We start from the raw sequence: 19,775 nt of genomic DNA on the forward strand, positions 1-19,775 counted from the left end.
AAAACGTTGTTAGAATGGCAAGCCGAATTATCGATTGCTGATATGTGTCAAGATACATGGCGTTGGCAGAGCATGAATCCCAATGGTTATTATATATCATAGTTTTTACTAGAGTCATGTTTAAGGAATGTCCGAAGCAACTCAACAAGTATTTTCTAATTGAAATTAAGTCATTTATAATAGATTTCGTGGTTTTTTAATTGCTATAAGTTATAGTCTACAAGTTTTTCAAATCATATATCTAACCTCAAAAAAGGAAGTAATCTATGTCGAACGATATCGAACAAGCTCTTGATAACTTAGTAACGCCACATGGTAGCCCAGCCCTAAATATTCTTTTGCTAGAAGGCGAGATGCTAGAAAATGCTTTGAAAAAAGCAGAGACATTACCAAGTGTTACAATGAGTTCACGTGAGCGTGGTGATTTAATCATGTTTGGTATTGGTGGCTTCACTCCTCTAGACGGCTTTATGAACAAAGCGGATTGGCAAGGTGTCTGTGATGACATGGAGCTGAAATCAGGGGAGAATGAAGGTCTATTCTGGCCAATTCCTATCACATTATCAGCCAGTTCAGAGCAAGCGGAAGGCTTTGAGATTGGTGATGAAATCGCCCTGAAAGCCGAAGATGGCGAAATCATGGGTATCTTAACGCTTGAAGAGAAGTACACCATTGATAAAGAGCATGAATGCAGAACAGTGTTTGGTACAACAGATACTGACCACCCAGGCGTTAAAAAAGTCATGGAACAAGCTGATGTAAATTTGGCAGGTCGTGTTGAAGTGTTCAGCCAAGGCGAGTTCCCAACGGAGTATGCTGGTATCTATATGACACCAACGCAAACACGTGAAGAGTTTGCAAAAAAAGGTTGGAAGAAAGTTGCTGCTTTCCAGACACGTAACCCAATGCACCGTTCACATGAATACCTAGCTAAAATTGCAGTTGAAATTTGTGATGGCGTGATGATTCACTCGCTACTTGGTGCATTAAAACCAGGTGATATTCCTGCAGAAGTACGCCAAGAAGCGATTGGAACTCTAATTGATAATTACTTCAAAAAAGATACGGTAATTCAGTCTGGCTATCCATTAGATATGCGTTATGCAGGGCCTCGTGAGGCGTTACTGCACGCTTTATTTAGACAGAACTATGGTTGTTCAGAGCTAATCGTAGGACGTGATCATGCAGGTGTAGGTGATTATTACGGCGCATTTGATGCTCAAGATATCTTCGATCAAATTCCAGAAAATGCACTGAAGACCAAACCAATTAAAATTGATTGGACTTTCTGGTGTAATGCTTGCCAATCAATGGCATCTACCAAGACATGTCCACACGATGCAGATCAGCATATTAAAGTGTCAGGAACCAAGCTGCGTAAAGCATTGTCTGAAGATGAAGAGGTTCCTGAGAACTTTAGCCGCCCAGAAGTATTACAGATTCTTCGCGACTACTATGCAACGATTGCAAAAGAAGACCGTGCCAAAGTTGAGCTGAAAGGTGCTTCTGCTAAGTAATTAAAGAAACATAATTACAATTTAAATAGAAACCGAGCCGCATGATAATAATAGTAAGTTCAACTTCGATTATTAAAATGCGGTTTTTTTATACAGTAAATGGCTTATAAATTAGATACATTATGAAAAAGAAAATTATAGTTACTGGTGGTGCAGGGTTTATTGGTTCAGCTGTAGTTAGACATCTAATAAATGATACGGATCATACGGTGTTAAATCTAGATAAGCTAACTTATGCGGGCTGCTTGGCATCTCTTAGTGATGTTGAAAGTTCTGATCGCTATCAGTTTGTTCAAGCAGATATTTGTGACTTTGAGAAGTGTCAGTCTGTTATTAATGAGTTTCAGCCAGATATTATTATGCACTTAGCGGCTGAAAGTCATGTTGATAGATCTATTGACGGTCCAAAAGAATTTATTGAAACCAATGTTATAGGTACCTATAACCTGTTGGAGATATCTAGAGCTTACTATCAAGGTTTGAGTGATGATAAGCAAGCTGGGTTTCGATTCCACCATATCTCAACAGATGAGGTGTATGGTGATTTAGAAGGGACCGATGATTTATTTACTGAAACGACTTCTTATGCACCTAGCAGTCCATATTCAGCAAGTAAAGCTTCTTCAGATCACCTTGTCAGAGCTTGGCAGCGTACATTTGGACTGCCGACGTTGATAACGAACTGTTCAAACAACTATGGTCCTTATCATTTTCCTGAAAAGTTGATTCCACTAACGATATTAAATGCTTTAGCAGGAAAGCCTTTACCGATTTATGGAGATGGCAAACAAATTAGAGATTGGCTGTTTGTTGAAGATCACGCACGCGCTTTAGTTTTAGTGGCAACGACAGGTGATATTGGTGAAACCTACAATATCGGTGGTCACAATGAGAAGCAGAACATCGAAGTTGTCAAAACGATTTGTAAACATCTTGAGGTATTAGCACCTAATAAGCCTGAAGGTGTTTCAAATTACGAAGATTTGATTACTTATGTTACTGATAGACCAGGGCATGATGTTCGATATGCGATTGATGCATCGAAGATAGAAAAAGAGCTTGGCTGGACACCAAATGAGACCTTTGACACAGGTCTCAAGAAGACAGTGCAGTGGTATTTGGATAATCCCACTTGGTGGCAGTCTATCCAAGATGGCTCTTACCAAGACATCAACAACAAATTGGCGAAAAAATAATGGCTAAGAAGATAGTACTCCTTGCACATACAGGGCAGGTTGGCTTTGAGTTACATCGTCAGTTACAGTCTTTGGGTTCTATTATCACAGTCAGTCGTGGTGACGTGGACTTTTTAGACTCTGATGCTGTGTATAAGCATATTGATGAGCTAGCGCCTGACATTATTGTCAACGCTGCTGCATATACGGCAGTTGATAAGGCAGAAACAGATGAGAACAATGCCTTTGCTTTAAATAGAGACTTACCAGAGGTTTTGGCAAAACTAAGCGTGACGCATGATGCCCTATTGGTTCATTACTCCTCTGACTATGTTTACCCTGGTGATGGTGAAAAACCTTGGTCAGAAGATGACTTAACAGGACCTCAGAATTTATACGGCCAATCAAAGCTTGAAGGCGATTTAGCAGTAGAGAATATTGCCTCGAAATTTCTGATTTTTAGAACAAGTTGGGTTTATGCGGCTCGAGGCAACAATTTCCTGCTCAGTATGCTGAGATTGGGTAAAGAGCGAGAAGCGCTTAATATTGTGAGTGATCAAATTGGCGCACCAACACCAGCACGTTTGATTGCAACGGTCACCTTACTGTGTATTCAAAAGTTTATGGCATCTAACAATGCTAATAAATTGAGCGGTGTTTATCATTTAGCACCAAGAGGATTCACCAGTTGGCATGGCTTTGCTCAAATGATATTTGAAAGAGCGCGTTCAGAAGGTGTCACGTTAGCCTTAAAAGAAGACGGTCTGGGTCAAATAGAGTCTACTGAATACCCAACACCAGCAGCCCGTCCTTTAAACTCGCGCTTAAGTCTCGATAAAATAGAATCAGCGTTCGGTCTAGCAATGCCAACATGGCAAAGTCAGTTATGCTTAACGTTTGATGAATGGCTGGAAATGAATAAAAGTTAGGTTTTTTCAGTGAGATTTGAGTGAAATTGGTTTGGCTAGAACAAATAGCTTAACTTAAAATTAAGTTTATCTGTATTTTAAATGAAAATAAAATTAATAAGGTTGAAGCAATTATGACAAAAGGTATTGTGCTGGCAGGCGGTTCGGGAACACGGTTGCACCCTATCACCATGGGTGTTTCAAAGCAGCTACTGCCTGTTTATGACAAACCTATGATTTACTATCCAATTTCGGTATTAATGCTTGCTGGAATTTCTGAAATACTGATTATCTCTACGCCTGATGACATGCCAGCCTATCAAAAACTATTAGGCACGGGTGAAAGGTTTGGCGTTAAATTCAGTTATGCAGTTCAGCCAAATCCAGATGGCCTTGCCCAAGCCTTCATTATCGGTGAGGAGTTCATTGGTGATGACTCCGTTTGTTTAGTGCTGGGTGATAATATATTCCATGGTCAACATTTTTCTGTACAGCTAAAACAAGCTGCTGAACGTAAAAATGGTGCAACAGTATTTGGTTACTTGGTTAATGATCCTGAGCGCTTTGGTGTGGTTGATTTCGATGAGAATGGAAAAGCCATCTTGATTGAAGAAAAGCCAGCTAATCCAAAATCAAACTATGCTGTTACTGGCCTGTACTTCTATGACAACGATGTTGTTTCAATTGCTAAGTCTGTTAAGCCATCTGATCGTGGAGAGCTTGAGATCACTTCAGTCAATAATGCTTATTTAGAACGTGGAGATTTGTACGTTGAGAAATTAGGCCGCGGCTTTGCTTGGTTAGATACGGGAACTCATGACTCACTGCTTGAAGCAAGTAGTTATGTACAGACTGTTGAACATCGTCAAGGTTTAAAAGTAGCTAGCCTTGAAGAGATTGCTTGGCGTAATGGATGGATCGATGACAAGCAGCTTGTAGCTGAAGGTAATAAATTCAAGAAAACGCAGTATGGACAGTATTTATTAAAGTTGCTTGAAAGCTAATACCTAATAATTTACCTCTCTCTCGTTTTGGCACAGTTGCTTATACAAAATATTGGTAAAATATTAAATAAGTGCGTAATCAAGGTTGAATGCTATGGAATATAAGAAGTTAGAAATACCCGATGTGGTTTTAATGACCCCTCCTGTATTTGGTGATGAAAGAGGTTTCTTTATGGAAACCTTCCGTCAATCAGAGTTTGAAAAAAACTGTGGTAACTACCAGTTTGTGCAGGATAATCACAGCAGTTCATCAAAAAATATATTGCGCGGTTTGCATTATCAACATGAGAAGCCACAAGGGAAACTGGTCCGAGTTGTTCGGGGTGAAGTATTTGATGTGGCTGTTGATATGCGTAAAGACTCACCGACATTTGGTCAGTGGGTAGGTGAATACCTGAGTGCAGATAACAAACGAATGCTTTGGGTTCCCTCTGGTTTTGCCCATGGTTTTATCGTTACCAGTGAGCAAGCTGAGTTTGTTTACAAATGCACGGACTATTACAATCCGGGTGATGAATACTCTTTGATGTGGAATGATGACACTATTGGAGTTGACTGGCCTGCAGGTGTTGAACCAATACTTTCAGATAAAGACGCTAAGGGGCTTACGTTCGAAGAAGCACCTAAGTTTTAGCTCACCCCACCATTGGTTATCATATACAAAAAGCCTCTATCTTAAGATAGAGGCTTTTTGCTAGCTAATCTTTTGAAGTAAGTGGCTGTTAACCTTAACCTAGGTTAGGTAATGTGTATTAATCACTTGATTGGTAGTCGAGTTGACTACTTTAATCGTAGATTTTGCGGCAAAGGCAGCTTTAGGTAGTTTGCAAGCATACCCAACATAGCCGTTACGTGGCACACCAAAGGTCCTCATGTTTAGTAAAAGCTGGTCTGCAGTTATTTCTTGGAAGAGCTCTTCGTCTATATAAAGACTTAAGTGAACAGCCTCATCATTATCCATGGTATAGGCCCAACCATGTATGCGTAGCTTTTCGATAGAAGAATCGCCATACGTCCAAGGCTGTGTTTGCTTAAATAAAGCCTTTCTTTCCTCAAACATATGAAGGGCTATTTCGTAAAGATCGAAATCAGTTTTATTGTTTATTTTGATTAATTCGTAAACGTCAGTGGTAGGCTCGGGTTTCTTAATAATGCCTTTATTGCTATTGAGTTCCGTTAGGTTTAAGTTGTACATTTTATTAATCATAGCTAGGCTTAATGCATATTGTTCTGTCATACCTATAAAGCCGATTTGACGAAGTGGCAAACCAGCTAAATATTTTGACTGAACATTCTGATAGCGTTTATCAGTAACAAAGGTCTCTAAGCTTTCGCTATAATTGTTGTGATATGTGTGATGGCTATAGTGAGACAATACTTGATCTATAGGATTCCTAATGAAACAGAATATATTTTGAGATCGGAAGTGGAATCTATTCGTTTTTAGTCTCGTATGCCCTGTAAATACTTTAATATTATGAGTCTCTAGATAGCTTTCAAAGTCAAAGCCATTATTGCGGATATTATGAATAACATCGCTTGTTTCTGAGTTTTGTCCATAATCCTTTAATAAGCGATTAGGATACTCCCTTTCCAAGGCGTGTCTTAAGCTAGTGCCTGCAGTTTTTGGGATATGTATAAAAAACAGTGTTTCATTCATTTTATAACCAACTAAAGTAGTAACGATGGGCTCACGTTAGACCGTGAAGTTTTCTTTATTTGCAGCAAAATTAGGGTTGTGATATGGGTCGCTCTTAATATAGGTATCCCACTTGTGATGCATATATTCCACCTCTTTTAAGAATCGAGCTTTCTTTTCAGGTGTGGTATCTTTGCCACGAGATAACGATTCATAATGGTATAACTCTGCATAAGGAGTCCAAACATTACGATACCCTTTTTTGAAAGACTTAAGACACAGGTCAACATCATTATAAGCAACCGGTAATTTCTCTGCTTCAAACCCATCAATTTCTTCAAAGACAGAACGACGAATAGCTAGGCACGCACCAGTGACCGCTAAATAGTTCTGAACCTGTTTCAGCCTACCTAAGTAACCATCGCTGTCTTGATCAAAAAATCGATGCGAGTGGCCTGCCACATGTCCTAGGCCCATAATGACTCCTGCATGTTGAATAAGGCCATTCTCATAATATAGCTTAGCACCCACACAGCCAATATCTTCTCTTAGAGCTTGGCGTACCAGTTCTGTTAACCAGTTGGCACTTATGACTTTTACGTCATTATTCAAGAATACTAACACTGGAGCACTGGTATGTTTGGCAGCAAAGTTATTGATTGCTGAATAATTGAAAGGATAAGGGTAGTCCAAGCAAGTCACATTGGTATGTTGTGATACTAAGCGCTCAAAGTATTCTAAAGAGCTGGCTTTTTCACTATTGTTGTTAACTATAATAATCTCATAGTTGGTATAGGTTGTATTGGCAAAAATGCTATCAACAGCTGTTTTTACAAGGTCAATACTGTCCTTAGTAGGAATGATTATAGTAACTCTAGGTAAGCTCTTAGGAAGAGGCCAAGTTATACGATGTGTGTTAGGGAGTATTCCGAGATCAACTTGTATGTCGGGGTTGATTCTGTTTAAAAACTGTTCTACACAAGGTAGATCACTTGGTTTTCCAAGGGATAGAGGTTGATGGTGGTTTAATATCATCTCAGAGTGTTCATTGATAGAAGGCTTCTGCTCTAATAAAACATGTGTTTCGTCTGTTAAAGTTTTATGTAATAAAACTTTAGGGATATGAAAAATATTTTGAGGTGATTCTTGACTTGTTATTAAGTAGTGACCGTATAGAAATGAATCTCCGAACGTAGAATTAAAGCCTCCGTATTTTGATAAGCTTTCATAAGATAGGTAGCAGTTATCACCAATATAGTTTTGTGAATAGAGTAGATCAATATTTAAATTTTGCTTGAAGATAGGATGCACTCTTTGCTCTTTATAGAAACGGTCTTCATCAAAATAAATAATTTCACAGTTTGATTGTTGTTTTATATAATGAGTTAGCTCGCTAAAGATATATGGTGACAGTGTGCAAGCTTGAGTACTGTCGATGAAAAGACAATGTGAAGGTTTGTTAACACTTAGAAAAATGTTTAAGCGGTATACAATTTTATCGACACTTACCGTTATCACATCAAGGGTTTCAGAAGTATGTTCATTTAGGATGCTTTTTTTGTCACAAGCAATGGTGCTCAATAATAAGACTTTATTTTTTGTCTCAAAGTGCATCAACTGATTTATGAGTTGTTTACAGTTACGAAGCTGCGAGGGAGTACGTGCCATCAAGATGATTTGAAACTCTAATGTATCGGATATGACGGGGAACCATAGTTTGGGCTCTTTAAATCTAATCCATTGTATATAGTTACTCTGGTTTTTATGAGTAGGAAAGAAAGTATCGTATAGCTCCCAACACTCTTCAAAGGATAACTCTTTCAGTTCATCATTAGAATATTCTGATTTTTTGATTATCTTTTGCTGAATTTTTTTCCTTGCAAAATTTTGAGAAACTTTATTGATTGTTATCGATACATCTATCGTTTTTGAAGGTTTATCAGATGATAAGAAGATTTCTTGAATAGACTCAGGCAGCCATATCAGACGTTTATGCTTCCCTTTTCTAACTACTGGTAGTGAGTAGTAAACCAATTTATCAGATTTCAACTGAATATGAATTTTATAATAACCTAGTGAGCACTCACATTTCGCATCCAGCTCAAAAAAATAGAAACCATATAGTAGGCTTTTTTCAAAAGATGAAAAAAGCAATTGATAGATAGTAGGTTGTCTCGTGGTTAGTTCAGTGTCGACAAAATTAAAAGAAGCTGCTGCTCTAACTTGAGGGGTGATTTTATAGTTAAGCCAAGAAAGGATTTTCATAGACAGTTATATCATTATATTTTAGAGATATTAAGTAACGCATTTTCGATCCTTTTAAGTCATATCTATCAAATTTTATTCTCATTAATAAAGCTACTTTTATGATAGTTTCTAACAGACTGTCCTAACCAAACATCAGCCAGGCTTCCTATGTCTATCGCCATACCGCCCTGGTCTTTGATTATTGAGCAATAATACTTACCTAACAATCCTGCACTAACTAAAAAAAGCTCTCCATTATCTACATTATTGATAAGGTCGCTGTTAATTATTTCTTCAAACCGAGTAGGGTAGTGAGTATGCTCAGGGGTTGAACTGATATTTAAAGCTTGAGGGGGTATTAAAACTGTCTTTCCTGGATTAATACTAAAGGCTTTTTCAATAGTAGGTAGCAGCTCAGGGTAGCACGTTATCACAGATATTTTGTCAGCATATCTTAATAAATCAGGAAGAGCTGATGCTATTTGTTTATGTATATGCCATTGGCATAAGTTTTTTTGTGAAAGAGCATATGCTGATAGGTGAGTCAGAGATGATCTTACACCAACAACACCAGTAGCTCCTCGAAGCTTTAGATCGGGTTTAGATAACGTCTCAATGTTCTGGAATTGTTGATCATGCTGAATGCGAGTTGGTAGACCAATAAAATCTGCATTTAATATTGCTTTGACTAAATACTCTGAAAAAGTATCCCACTGGTCTGCACTCGGTGCGTTATCTCCAAACATCATATCTAAGATATGAAACATACAATAACTTGCTAAGTAGGGGTAGTTGAGAGAGTTATAGTGCCAAAATAGTACATTCCCCTCTCCATCACCAAGCCTAATCAGTGAAAAAGGTTTAGAAGTAGAGATATACTCTTTTAATTTGGTGATGAGTATGTCTTCAGATTCAGGATTTGACAGGTTGTTTTCAACCAAATCATCAACGATGTTATTGAATCTGTCAAAAATAGGTCTGCCTTCAGCAAATCTCTTTACCTCTTGAAAGGCTAGATTAGCAAATCCTGGGCGAGTGATATTTTTTTTTGTTAAGACTATTTCAGAAAGCTTGGTGCTTTTCGACATTTCACTCAACCTTTTCGTCAATAAACTTACTTAATAACAGCTTTTTTTCAGGAATAAGCTGAATAATAGTTTCTAAATCTTCCTCAAGAGTAGCAGTGTTTGGACACTTTGGTTTATCAGCGAAATCTCGCATTATTAAGGTAGTGCATCGGTTACTTAGGAATTGATTATTATCGTGATATAACTCACGTAATTTTGTGGACACGCTATCAGCAATAAAAAAACCATTTGCAAAGAGGGGTTTGTTAGTCGTAGCAATTTTTGATAGTCGTCGATATAGCGGTGCATCTGAACTGTATCCAAGCCGATTATATTGGAGTTTAAAATACAAAAGATTGCCACCTATAGATGGATTGGATTCGCTTTCTAGTTGCTTAAATCCACTCTCTGGTTTTTGCAAGTCTAGTCCTGAAATAGATAGAAAGTCATCTATAATATCTTGATTCTTCAGTGCGCTTCTATGAAAATAGTGTGCCGATATACTGTCTGCAATTTCTGCCCACCTATTATAGAAGGCTTGATAATTGAGCTTAGTCTGTTCCGCATAAAGCTCGAAGTCTCTAGACTCATTAGTGTTTTGTACTCTTTGAGCATAAGCGCTTTGCAAGTAGTCTAAAATTTCACGAAAGTACACAACAATATGCAAGTGGTAGTCACTAAAAAAATCGCGAAGTCCGTCTAAGTCCCTACAGTTTTGAAAGCCTTCACTGCTTATTATGATATTATCAAAGTTTCTAACCTCGCGTTTTAGTTGGGCTTTTAGTTGTTGATATTCTTTGCTATCGCGTTCCGGTCTTTCAAGGAAAGAAGCTAGACGATGATGTGCGACCTGTTTGCCTCGACCAGTATTAGGGTACAAAACCCCCATGTTTTTTAGAATATCGCTATTAGTATGCAAAAAGCCTTGTAGAGATGATGTGCCAGATTTATGACGCCCAATGTGCAGTATTACCTTTTTCATTACAGACCTTCTTCTTGATGGGATAAGGATATTCTATTTAATCCTTCTAAAAGCGCCAGCCAGCCAGCATCAAATGAGTAGTTGCTGCAGTAGAAGTTTTGCATATTTGTAGATGCCTGCAACCATTGCTCATCACTCATCTGCATAATATTATCAATTTGCCCAGCAAATAGTTCAGGCTCGTCGTAAGCGGACAATATGCTTGCCACATTTTTGATTCCTTCTAAGCCTATAGCTGTTGATACAATAGGGATGCCATTCTTAAATCCTTCGATAACCTTTCCTTTAACACCAGCGCCTGATAGTAAAGGTATAGCAATTACACGACTGCGGTGATAAATAGCATCTAACTCATCATCAGACACCGCGCCGTGAATAATAACGTTATGATGTTTTTCACTTAGTTTGTATATCTCATCACTTGGGTTTGGGCCGACAATATTGATAATGATACTATTGTCACTTATATGAGGCAATATCGACTCTATCAACCAAATAACAGCTTCTTGATTTGGTTTATGGTTCATGCCACCTACAAAAGTTACTTCATGACCAGTTGGTGCCTCATTATATGTGGGGATCTGATTCATATCTTTGCTAATATAAAGTGGTAAGACACCCACGTTATCAAGTTTATATTTATCTCTTAAATACTGCTTTTCATACTCGCTTGGCGTAAAGGCAAAATCCATACTGGCAATGAGCTTCACTTCATTTGGTTCATTTCGTTTTATTAGCTCTGCTAGCTTTGTATCTCCAGCATTGATCGCTTGTCGGTATTCACGCAAAGAGTGGATATCGTGGACAAAATAAAGCATTGGTATTTGATGCTCTTGGCACGTTACTACATGAGATGCTGCCACATGAGGTCTATTTAATATAACTGCGTCCACATAGCCTTTAGTACCAATCAGCCAGTTATTCCAATCATACTCTACACCGAGTGCTGGTGGGTAAAAGGTTTCTATACCCATCTGCTCAAGCTCACGTGCAAATTGTAACTGTCTTAAGTTCTCTACTTTGCAAGCAAGATACTTCACAACATATCCTTTATCTATTAAAAGCTCGATATAGTTAAAGGTATGTCTAGCACCTGCATGACGATCGTATTCGGGCAATAGATAGTCAATAATGGCGATAACAGGCTTGTCTATACTGCGCTCTCGCGCATTAAGAATATGCGCACCAGTAGTATGCTCACGAGCTAAGGTTTCTTCCCATTTCTCGAAAAAACTCTGTTTATTAATAACTTGATAAGCCTTGATGCCTGAGCCTGTGTCTGTACCATGCGATTTGCCCTCAAAGTGGACTACTTGGGAGGCTGGCTGCAGAATTACCTGACCACCATTATCTCTCGCCTGCATGCATAGGTCAGTGTCTTCATAATAAGCGGGTTCAAATAACTTATCAAAACCACCAACCTTTGCCCAAAACTCATGGGTGACCATTAAGGCTGCGCCTGAAATATAGTCGCAAGGTTTGATATAACAATATTCAGGTTTACTAGGTGTGTCATCATTACGGCCATAGTTGGCGCCGCCTGCATTCTCCCAAACAATACCACCTGCCTCTTGTAGGCTACCGTCAGCATAAATTAACTTTGATCCTGTAATGAGTGTCTCTGGGTACTTCTCATAAACAGATGTTAAGCTCGAGAGCCAATGAGGCTGAACTTGGGTGTCATTGTTCAAAAATAGAAGATATTTCCCACGAGCTTTACTTGCCCCTAGATTACAGTTACCAGAGAAGCCTAGGTTTTTGGGTGTGCGCGATATGATTAAGTTTTTAAAATGATTGCTGGCGTTGATTGTCTCATCGGTTGAGCAGTCATCTGCTAATATAATCTCGTATGGCGTTTCATCTTGATTGGTAAAGGCAAGTATAGAGGCCAAACAATCTGCTGTATAAGACCACTCGTTATAAACAGGTACAATGATTGATACCATTGGCTCATCAACATGAGCGATTTGGTAACCTCGCTCATGTTGATGACTGAGTAAGAATGGCGTAGCACCTTCAAACGGACTGGCAGGGCGAATAACCTCAAAGTCATAACCACTATCTGCAGCAATGTAAAGAAACAGTCTTTCAATAACGTGTGCTAAGGTAGCGTTCATCTGGCTATCTTCTGTCTCAAAGTCTTCTAAGCTTAATTTACCTGAGAATAAGGGAGCCATTGCTTTTGGTCTAAACCAGAACATAGAGCCTGCTGGAAATTGCAGCTCAAAGCGACTGAGTATGTTGTTATCTATGCCAAGTTTGGTCAGGGTGCTCTTCCCATAATCCAACATACTCTCCCAGTGCATGTGTTCCACAATTGATGGGAACGGTAGGGCAGTTAGGGCGCCAATATTTTTCTTCTTATCCGCCAGTTTATCCAACAGATGACTTATATAGACGGGGGTATGTAGTAAGTTATCTAGACTATACTCAAGCCAACCTGACAAAGCGCTACCATAAGGGCTCTTTTTGGAGTGTAGGTGCAGGGCAAAATCGTATTCTAGCATCTCTTTGGCAAAGCCAATAATCATCGGAGCAATGTCTCTACCACGGTTGGGTAGTACCTTAATGCTTAGAGTATCTAAGTTATCAATTTTATTAAATGTGTTCTTTAAAATAATGGCTTTGTCTTCAGTATCAGTGGATACCAATAAATCAAAAGGGTAGGGTATGTTATTTAAGTATTTAACAAAGGTATCGCTAAGCTCTGGGTAATACATATGCGCCATAACAGCAATAGTACCTGGCGCATCTGGCTGAGCTGCGACATCAAAAAAGCACCCTGTCGCCAACGCTTGGGGAATGGTTTGACTCAAAGCATTGGTAGAATAGCCTTGAATTTGACCAATCTTTATATAATGGACTAGAGGGTTGAGTGTCTTAACCTCATCAGGAGTCATTTGAGCTTTATAATAGCGATTATTAAAAGTGGCACTCGGATCGCGATTTTCATTAGCTCCAGATCTTAAATAATGTGTGAGAGGGTCTACACCAGCGTTAAAAACATCAGGATATTTATTTAAATAAAAATGAGGATCAAATATATTACTATCTTTAACCAGTAAGTAGTCTTCCCTTAGCGAGGTAGAAAGATTAGAAGTATTTTGATTAAAGATGGGAGGTGATATTTTTCGCTCTTCATGAACACCATGAAGAATATAATGTATAAGAGGGTTAACACCAGCCTGTCTGATATCAGGATGCTTAGACAAATAATACCCTGTATCAAAAAACCGAGAAGGGTTTCGGCCTTCTTTCCAACCGTTATTTAGATAATGTAACGCGGGATCCAGTTCGGTATTTATGACGTCAGGATAAGTATTCAAATAATAATCTGCATCAAAAAGCTTGCTTTTTTTTAGTCGTTTGACATCTTGATCTATACGTAATAACTTGCTTTCAGTGACGTACTCTTGATTTTCAGGGTGCGTTATATAGTGGTATAGACTGTTAACGTCGTCTGCGATACCCGCATGTTTTTTATAGAAATCGGTATTAAACTGAGAACTAGGGTCACGGCCTTCAGTATCACCATGTAGCACATAATGAATAATAGGATGAAATTTTTCCCCCACAATATCTGGATAGTGAGCTTTATACCAAGCTTCATTAAATAATTTTGAGTTTTTTATTTGGCGAACTATCTCTAGTTGTTTTTTAGTGAGTTTATTGTATTTATAAATGAACATTTATATCACCGCTCCTATCAGTCTTACTGAGTTGACCGTCTGTCTTTTCAGTTAGGTTCTCTTTAAGTACTTGTTGTATCTGTTCTCAAACACCCTTTGAGCGGTTTCATATAAAATAATTTCTCCCTTTAATGCCTCTAACATCTGAGAGTAAGTCTCTTTGGAAAGGTTGTCTTGAACATATTTGGTTTTGTCATCGACATTTTTGGAGGCTTCTGATATGTTCTGTTGATCAGGTTTAATGTTTCGTGCAAGCTCAGGAAAGTAAGTCTCTAGACGGTGACAAATGAATTCAAAAGATTCATCGAAACGATCTACTAAACCAAAACATCTAGCCGTTTGCATGTTACTCAAGGCGCTGTTGATAACGATGTCAGTCAGCTCATCACGATTCCAGTTCTTTATATAACGGTTGTCTGTAATCGTCGCAAGTTGTATACCAAAACATGCATTGATTTTTGGATTATTTAAATTTCGGCGAACATACATGTCCATCGTAACATCATCATCCATCAACTTTTGTACGTCTTTTTCGAAGTGATAGCATGATTGGATACGCTCTATAGGGTTACGTAAGAAAAACACAGGATGAAACATTACGCCTGAATAGACTGGAACGGGTAGCCCTACTTGATGTGATGTAATAACACGAGCGTTAGGATGAGCTTGCTGCACTTCAGTTAAATGCTCAATACTAATTCGGCCACCTGGGTTGGCAGTATCATAAGAAATCATTTCATCTTGAAAGAGTTTTGATAAAGCACGATCAAAGGTAGTCCCTGCATTTTTAAAGATATGCAGGTGTAGCAAAACGTGATGTAGAAAATGAGTGTCCATAAAATCCCATAATTTTTATTTGGATATACTTAATAAAAGTATATCATGAACTTTAAGTAAGAAATATTTGAATGCATTATCCGTTGGGCTTAGGATTAATTTAATAGTTATTCATGATGAGTATAAACATCTAGAAAATCTAGCAAATGCATAATACCTTAAGATAAGGTTTTATGTATAATGATACATTTAGTACTTACTAGTGTAACAAACTGACCGATGATGCTATTTAGGAAATAATTGAGAAATGCTCTAGTTTCTTACAGGTTGGCACTTTACAAATATGGATAACCGCAAAATTTAATAATTTAATTTTACTTGGATTCGTCTTTGAATCTAAGCTAGATGAGATGGTAGAGGATATAACAGTATGACAGTCGCACCTGCAAATGAAGTAATGGGATATATTGATAGAATAGATTCTGGTTTTATCTTTGGTTGGGGTTTGGATAAAGATAGTGACAATGATGTATCTACTATTACGATAGAAACAAGCGACGGTCAAATAGTAGCTAGAGGTATCACAGAGATTTTCCGTGGAGACCTAGTCAAAAACGGCATCGCAGAAAAAGGGACAAATGGATTTCAGCTACCAATTCATATAGATGCAAAACTTAAACAAGATTCTAAGCTCAATTTATACGTCGATGGAAAATTAGTAGAAAACAGTGGCAAAGCAACTTTAAAATATCATAACGGTTATTTTTGGGGTGCAATGCTTAAGTTACCAACAAATGAGTTGAACTGTACCATCGTCTCTGAGAGTTTTGAAGGTGAAAGCAGTATTTCGTTATATCATAATGAGACTATCATTTATAGACAGCCAGTGATATTGAACAAAGGTGAAAACTTTTTTAAGATCAATATACCGCATGCTCTATTCGATAATACTAGTAAGATGATTTCTTTAGGAGTGGCTGGTTTCCCTTTCCTTTTATGGTCAGACTATATTCATTTTGAAGACAATCTAACTCCTTGGGAGTATTTAAAGAGCTCTTCTAATAGCCAAGGCATGATGGCATTATCCAAACAAGCACAGTTTCGTTATGAGTCATTGGCGTTAAATTTGAACAATCAGAAGAAGAGTAGTGAGGTTGGCGCCGCACATAACGTGATCGCTGAAGGCTGGCAAGGACGAAAAAAATTCCCTAAATTGACATTACCTAAGCATGAGATGCCAGAAGTCTCAATCATCATTCCTGCTTATAATAAGTTTGAGCTCACCTATAATTGCATTGCATCGATTATCTTGGCATTCAATAAAACCAGCTACGAGGTGCTAGTAGCAGATGATAATTCTACTGATGAGACGAGCGATTTAGAAGACTTTGTAGACAATATTGTTCATGTTAAAAGTAAAGAAAATCTAAGATTTTTACTCAACTGTAATAATGCGGCTGAGTATGCCAAAGGCGATTATATTGTCTTTTTAAACAATGATACTGAGGTCACTAGCTATTGGTTAGATGAGTTAATTGCCCCTTTTGAAGCAGATGAAAAAGTTGGTCTAACAGGTTCGAAGCTATTGAACACCAATGGTACTCTACAAGAGGCTGGGGGAATTATCTGGGGCAGTGGTCAGCCTTGGAACTATGGAAACGGAGCTAACGCTTCTGAACCTAAGTATAACTATAACCGTCAAGCAGATTACTTATCAGGCGCATCACTTTGTATACCAAAAACGGTTTGGCAGCAGGTAGGTGGCTTTAGTATCGAGCTTGTGCCTTGTTATTATGAAGATACAGATATTGCCTTTAAGGTTCGTCAACACGGCTACACGACTATCTACTGTGCACTGTCTCGTGTGGTGCACTTTGAAGGGCAGAGCCATGGTACAGATATTACTAAAGGGCTCAAAGCTTATCAGGTGGTCAATGAATCTACCTTTAAGTCTAAATGGTTCCAAGAATACAAACACAATGGCAAGCAAGGGGTCGCCCCAGACATCGAAAAAGATAGAGGTATCGATCATCGAGTATTGATGATTGATTATGCTACTCCCAATCCAACCACTGATGCTGGTAGTTATGCTGCGGTAGAAGAGATTAAGCTAATACAAGCACTGGGTATTAAAGTTACTTTCGTTCCTGAAAACATGGCACATTTGGGCAGTCTAACCCATGATTTACAACGTATGGGGGTTGAGGTGTTGTATGCGCCTTTCTATAACTCAGTGTTTGATGCCATTGAGAAACGTATCACTGAGTTCGATGCTATTTATATCACTAGGTTCTCAGTCGCTGAGAAGTATCTTGACGCTATACGCGCACGTACTCAAGTGAAAATCATCTTCAATAATGCAGACTTACACTTCTTAAGAGAGTTGAGAACCGTTGGCAAAACTAATGAGTATACGCTAGAGCAAGCGCTAACGACTCGTGGCAGAGAGCTCGATGTGTTAGGTAAGGTAGACGCTGTGCTCAGCTATAATGAGACAGAGCACGCGGTTATCTTGTCTCATATTTTGAAGCAAGATAATATTTTCAAATGCCCTTGGGTGCTTTCGCCCAAAACAGCGGGCAAGTCCTTTGCAGAACGTGAGGGTATCGCTTTCTTAGGGGGATATCGCCACCATCCTAACGTAAAAGCTGTTGAGTTCTTTGCGATGAAAGTGATGCCTTTGATTGCCAAAGCAAATCCAGATATTACGTTTTACGTCTATGGCAGTCATGTACCTGAGCAGATTTCAATGCTTGAGTCAGACAACATTAAAATAGTGGGTTTTGCTGAAAATCTAGACGATGTGTTCCACAATCACAGACTTATCGTGGCGCCTTTATTGTCAGGTGCCGGTATTAAGGGTAAAGTATTAGAAGCCATGGCTTATGGCGTGCCTCAAGTATTGACAAGCGTTGGCGTGGAGGCTACTGGTCTGAATCACAAAATCAGTGCTTGGATTAAAGATGATGAACAAGGACTGGCTGAGGGTGTGTTGCAGCTCTACAATGATGAACAACTATGGAATAAGTGTTCAGAAAACTCTCAAATAATCGCGCAAGAGTCTTTTAGTCATAAGCATGGCGTAGAGATGATGCAAAAAATATTCAATTATATTGGTATTTATACGGGGTAACTTATGAGAACGGTTATATTGCATTATCACTTGTTTAAAAATGCTGGCACGTCAATGGATGCGACTTTAAACAGAAACTTCCCTGGTGATTTATGGGTTACTCGAGAGTTTCCAAGTGATCCTAACACTAATGCTGAACAACTTAAGCAGTGGATTACCGATGAACCACAAGCCATTTGTTTTTCATCGCATACGGCATTTTTGCCACCACCAGAAGTCGAAGATATAGCTATTATACCCGTGATATTTATGCGTCATCCTATCGACCGGATTATATCTGCTTATTCTTTTGAGCGTGATCAAGGCGCAGATACCTTCGGCTCGACTCTGGCTCGAAATACGGCACTCAGTGGCTATATTGAGACCCGCTTATCAATACCTAATGATCATCAGTGCCGAAATTTTCATGTTGAGAAGTTTAGCCGAATGTTTGGTAAAGGAAACAATCCTACACAACGACTTGTGAATGCAAAAAAAGCCATCGAAGCTTTGCCTTTCGTTGGTGATGTGGGGGATTTTGATAACTCTATCAAACGGTTAGAAATATTGTTGAAAGATAATGGTGTAGAGGTGGATCTGACAGCAGAGAAAAAGAATGTGTCGAGACAGCCAAAAACCATCGATGAAAAATTGCAAAGCCTGCAAGAGAGTATGGGTGAGGGGCTTTATGACAAGCTAATGGCTGCTAATAAAGAAGATTTAGAATTGTATGAGTTTTTGTCTGATAATAATAGATAGTTTTTCTCGTCTGAAGTTGTAGTCGATAATAAATAAAATGTATATTATGCTGTGTGACAGATAAATTTATTTATTGCTTTCTATGTCTACTCAGAAAGAGGTTAAGAAAATTATTCTGGCTCTGCTGTGTCTTTTTATATCGGCATGATCATGCATGATTTTTCTGATGTCGAAAAACACTAATCTTCAAGTTAGTCATATTGTTTTAAAAAGAGGTTTGAATGTCGAATACAAGTGTACAGCAAAAAATACCTAAGAATATTGTTCAGTATTGGACAGAAGAGAATCTTCCAAGTTATTTGATAGAACTTAGTAAATCGTTTTCTTTGGTTTACCCAGACTTTAACTACCAATTATTTAATAGAAATTCTGCAATAGTTTTTTTAAAAAAACACTATGATATGGATATTTCTAACGCTTTTAAAAGCTTAAAAGTTCCTGCTATGCAGTCGGATTTTTTTAGAGTAGCATATTTGTTGGTTGAAGGCGGGATGTATGTAGATATTTCTCATAGAGCTCATATAAAAATTGATGATCTAATTTTTAAAATAGATAAGTTATTTGTTTTCACTCGACCTACTGGTGCAATTATTAATGGAATAATTCTAGCACCTAAAGAAAATGAGTTATTAAGTTTGATATTTGAAAGAATTCTGAAAAATATAGCTCGTAAAGATAGTTTTAGCGCATATCAAGTTACTGGACCAGCAAATTTTAATCGTATTCTTACGGCAAGCAATTGTATAATGATAGAAAAACACGCGATGTGGAAGTATATAAGAGGAGATAAACTTTACTCAAGAGAAAAATTGTATACGGAGAAGAATACGCATTGGTCAGAAATGAAGAATATAGCGGACGTATATGAATAGTTATATAGTCAGTTCAATATAAAAGAG

General features: G+C 38.2%; 14 protein-coding genes. 8 read left to right on the forward strand and 6 right to left on the reverse strand.

The features are described 5' to 3' along the window. Positions 1-266 precede the first annotated feature (266 nt). From sat to rfbC, 5 genes are all read left to right on the forward strand, one after another. Positions 267-1,517, forward strand: a complete 1,251-nt coding sequence (gene sat / locus HCZ91_RS13210) for a sulfate adenylyltransferase (RefSeq protein ID WP_179799702.1) — start codon at positions 267-269, stop codon at positions 1,515-1,517. Between the two features lie 122 nt (positions 1,518-1,639). After that, a complete protein-coding gene (gene rfbB, locus HCZ91_RS13215; protein WP_160021409.1) occupies positions 1,640-2,713 on the forward strand; it encodes a dTDP-glucose 4,6-dehydratase in 1,074 nt (357 codons plus the stop codon). Next, positions 2,713-3,621, forward strand: coding sequence for a dTDP-4-dehydrorhamnose reductase (gene rfbD, locus HCZ91_RS13220; RefSeq protein WP_179799703.1), 909 nt, complete (start codon positions 2,713-2,715; stop codon positions 3,619-3,621). The genes rfbB and rfbD overlap by 1 nt, the downstream gene beginning before the upstream one ends. A 113-nt stretch (positions 3,622-3,734) precedes the next feature. Next, entirely contained in the window at positions 3,735-4,604 is an 870-nt protein-coding gene (gene rfbA, locus HCZ91_RS13225; protein ID WP_160021411.1) for a glucose-1-phosphate thymidylyltransferase RfbA, read from the forward strand. A gap of 94 nt (positions 4,605-4,698) precedes the next feature. Then, complete coding sequence (gene rfbC / locus HCZ91_RS13230; RefSeq protein WP_160021412.1) at positions 4,699-5,238, forward strand: dTDP-4-dehydrorhamnose 3,5-epimerase; 540 nt, start codon at positions 4,699-4,701, stop codon at positions 5,236-5,238. Between the two features lie 99 nt (positions 5,239-5,337). Here the strand turns inward: rfbC and HCZ91_RS13235 are convergent, their stop codons facing one another. The 6 genes from HCZ91_RS13235 to HCZ91_RS13260 form a co-directional block, all read right to left on the reverse strand. Then, the gene (locus tag HCZ91_RS13235; RefSeq protein ID WP_179799704.1) at positions 5,338-6,264 is read right to left on the reverse strand and encodes a sulfotransferase family 2 domain-containing protein; all 927 of its coding nucleotides are present in this window, start codon (positions 6,262-6,264) and stop codon (positions 5,338-5,340) included. Positions 6,265-6,300: 36 nt separating this feature from the next. Continuing rightward, the gene (locus tag HCZ91_RS13240; protein ID WP_179799705.1) at positions 6,301-8,508 is read right to left on the reverse strand and encodes a glycosyltransferase family 2 protein; all 2,208 of its coding nucleotides are present in this window, start codon (positions 8,506-8,508) and stop codon (positions 6,301-6,303) included. Between the two features lie 68 nt (positions 8,509-8,576). Then, positions 8,577-9,578, reverse strand: a complete 1,002-nt coding sequence (locus tag HCZ91_RS13245) for a hypothetical protein (protein ID WP_179799706.1) — start codon at positions 9,576-9,578, stop codon at positions 8,577-8,579. A 1-nt stretch (position 9,579) separates the two neighbouring features. After that, positions 9,580-10,539: a hypothetical protein gene (locus HCZ91_RS13250; RefSeq protein WP_179799707.1), complete on the reverse strand. Its 960-nt coding sequence runs from the start codon at positions 10,537-10,539 to the stop codon at positions 9,580-9,582. Then, positions 10,539-14,228 carry a rhamnan synthesis F family protein gene (locus tag HCZ91_RS13255; protein WP_179799708.1) on the reverse strand — a complete coding sequence of 1,230 codons (3,690 nt, stop codon included), beginning with the start codon at positions 14,226-14,228 and terminating at the stop codon, positions 10,539-10,541. Before HCZ91_RS13255 ends, HCZ91_RS13250 begins: the two co-directional genes overlap by 1 nt. Positions 14,229-14,279: 51 nt before the next feature. Further along, on the reverse strand, positions 14,280-15,065 hold the full coding sequence (locus tag HCZ91_RS13260; protein ID WP_179799709.1) for a sulfotransferase family 2 domain-containing protein: 786 nt from the start codon (positions 15,063-15,065) through the stop codon (positions 14,280-14,282). A gap of 370 nt (positions 15,066-15,435) precedes the next feature. On the opposite strand from HCZ91_RS13260, the gene HCZ91_RS13265 reads away from it, so the two are divergent. The 3 genes from HCZ91_RS13265 to HCZ91_RS13275 all read left to right on the forward strand — a co-directional run bounded on the left by HCZ91_RS13265 (position 15,436) and on the right by HCZ91_RS13275 (position 19,748). Then, a complete protein-coding gene (locus HCZ91_RS13265; RefSeq protein ID WP_179799710.1) occupies positions 15,436-18,138 on the forward strand; it encodes a glycosyltransferase in 2,703 nt (900 codons plus the stop codon). Between the two features lie 3 nt (positions 18,139-18,141). Further along, positions 18,142-18,876 (forward strand): sulfotransferase family 2 domain-containing protein, encoded by a 735-nt coding sequence (locus HCZ91_RS13270; protein WP_179799711.1) that lies wholly within the window; start codon positions 18,142-18,144, stop codon positions 18,874-18,876. A 221-nt stretch (positions 18,877-19,097) separates the two neighbouring features. Next, entirely contained in the window at positions 19,098-19,748 is a 651-nt protein-coding gene (locus tag HCZ91_RS13275) for a glycosyltransferase (RefSeq protein WP_179799712.1), read from the forward strand. Positions 19,749-19,775 lie beyond the last annotated feature (27 nt).

The organism is Psychrobacter sp. BI730 (assembly GCF_013414195.1).
In the GTDB taxonomy this organism is placed as follows: Bacteria; Pseudomonadota; Gammaproteobacteria; order Pseudomonadales; family Moraxellaceae; genus Psychrobacter.

Bases quoted from the DNA above. Each gene is read 5' to 3' on its own strand.
- HCZ91_RS13255 (WP_179799708.1), bottom strand. From the start codon at position 14,228: ATGTTCATTTATAAATACAATAAACTCACTAAAAAACAACTAGAGATA.
- sat (WP_179799702.1), top strand. From the start codon at position 267: ATGTCGAACGATATCGAACAAGCTCTTGATAACTTAGTAACGCCACAT.
- rfbA (WP_160021411.1), top strand. From the start codon at position 3,735: ATGACAAAAGGTATTGTGCTGGCAGGCGGTTCGGGAACACGGTTGCAC.
- HCZ91_RS13250 (WP_179799707.1), bottom strand. From the start codon at position 10,539: ATGAAAAAGGTAATACTGCACATTGGGCGTCATAAATCTGGCACATCA.
- HCZ91_RS13275 (WP_179799712.1), top strand. From the start codon at position 19,098: ATGTCGAATACAAGTGTACAGCAAAAAATACCTAAGAATATTGTTCAG.
- HCZ91_RS13270 (WP_179799711.1), top strand. From the start codon at position 18,142: ATGAGAACGGTTATATTGCATTATCACTTGTTTAAAAATGCTGGCACG.
- rfbB (WP_160021409.1), top strand. From the start codon at position 1,640: ATGAAAAAGAAAATTATAGTTACTGGTGGTGCAGGGTTTATTGGTTCA.
- rfbC (WP_160021412.1), top strand. From the start codon at position 4,699: ATGGAATATAAGAAGTTAGAAATACCCGATGTGGTTTTAATGACCCCT.
- HCZ91_RS13260 (WP_179799709.1), bottom strand. From the start codon at position 15,065: ATGGACACTCATTTTCTACATCACGTTTTGCTACACCTGCATATCTTT.
- HCZ91_RS13265 (WP_179799710.1), top strand. From the start codon at position 15,436: ATGACAGTCGCACCTGCAAATGAAGTAATGGGATATATTGATAGAATA.
- rfbD (WP_179799703.1), top strand. From the start codon at position 2,713: ATGGCTAAGAAGATAGTACTCCTTGCACATACAGGGCAGGTTGGCTTT.
- HCZ91_RS13240 (WP_179799705.1), bottom strand. From the start codon at position 8,508: ATGAAAATCCTTTCTTGGCTTAACTATAAAATCACCCCTCAAGTTAGA.
- HCZ91_RS13235 (WP_179799704.1), bottom strand. From the start codon at position 6,264: ATGAATGAAACACTGTTTTTTATACATATCCCAAAAACTGCAGGCACT.
- HCZ91_RS13245 (WP_179799706.1), bottom strand. From the start codon at position 9,578: ATGTCGAAAAGCACCAAGCTTTCTGAAATAGTCTTAACAAAAAAAAAT.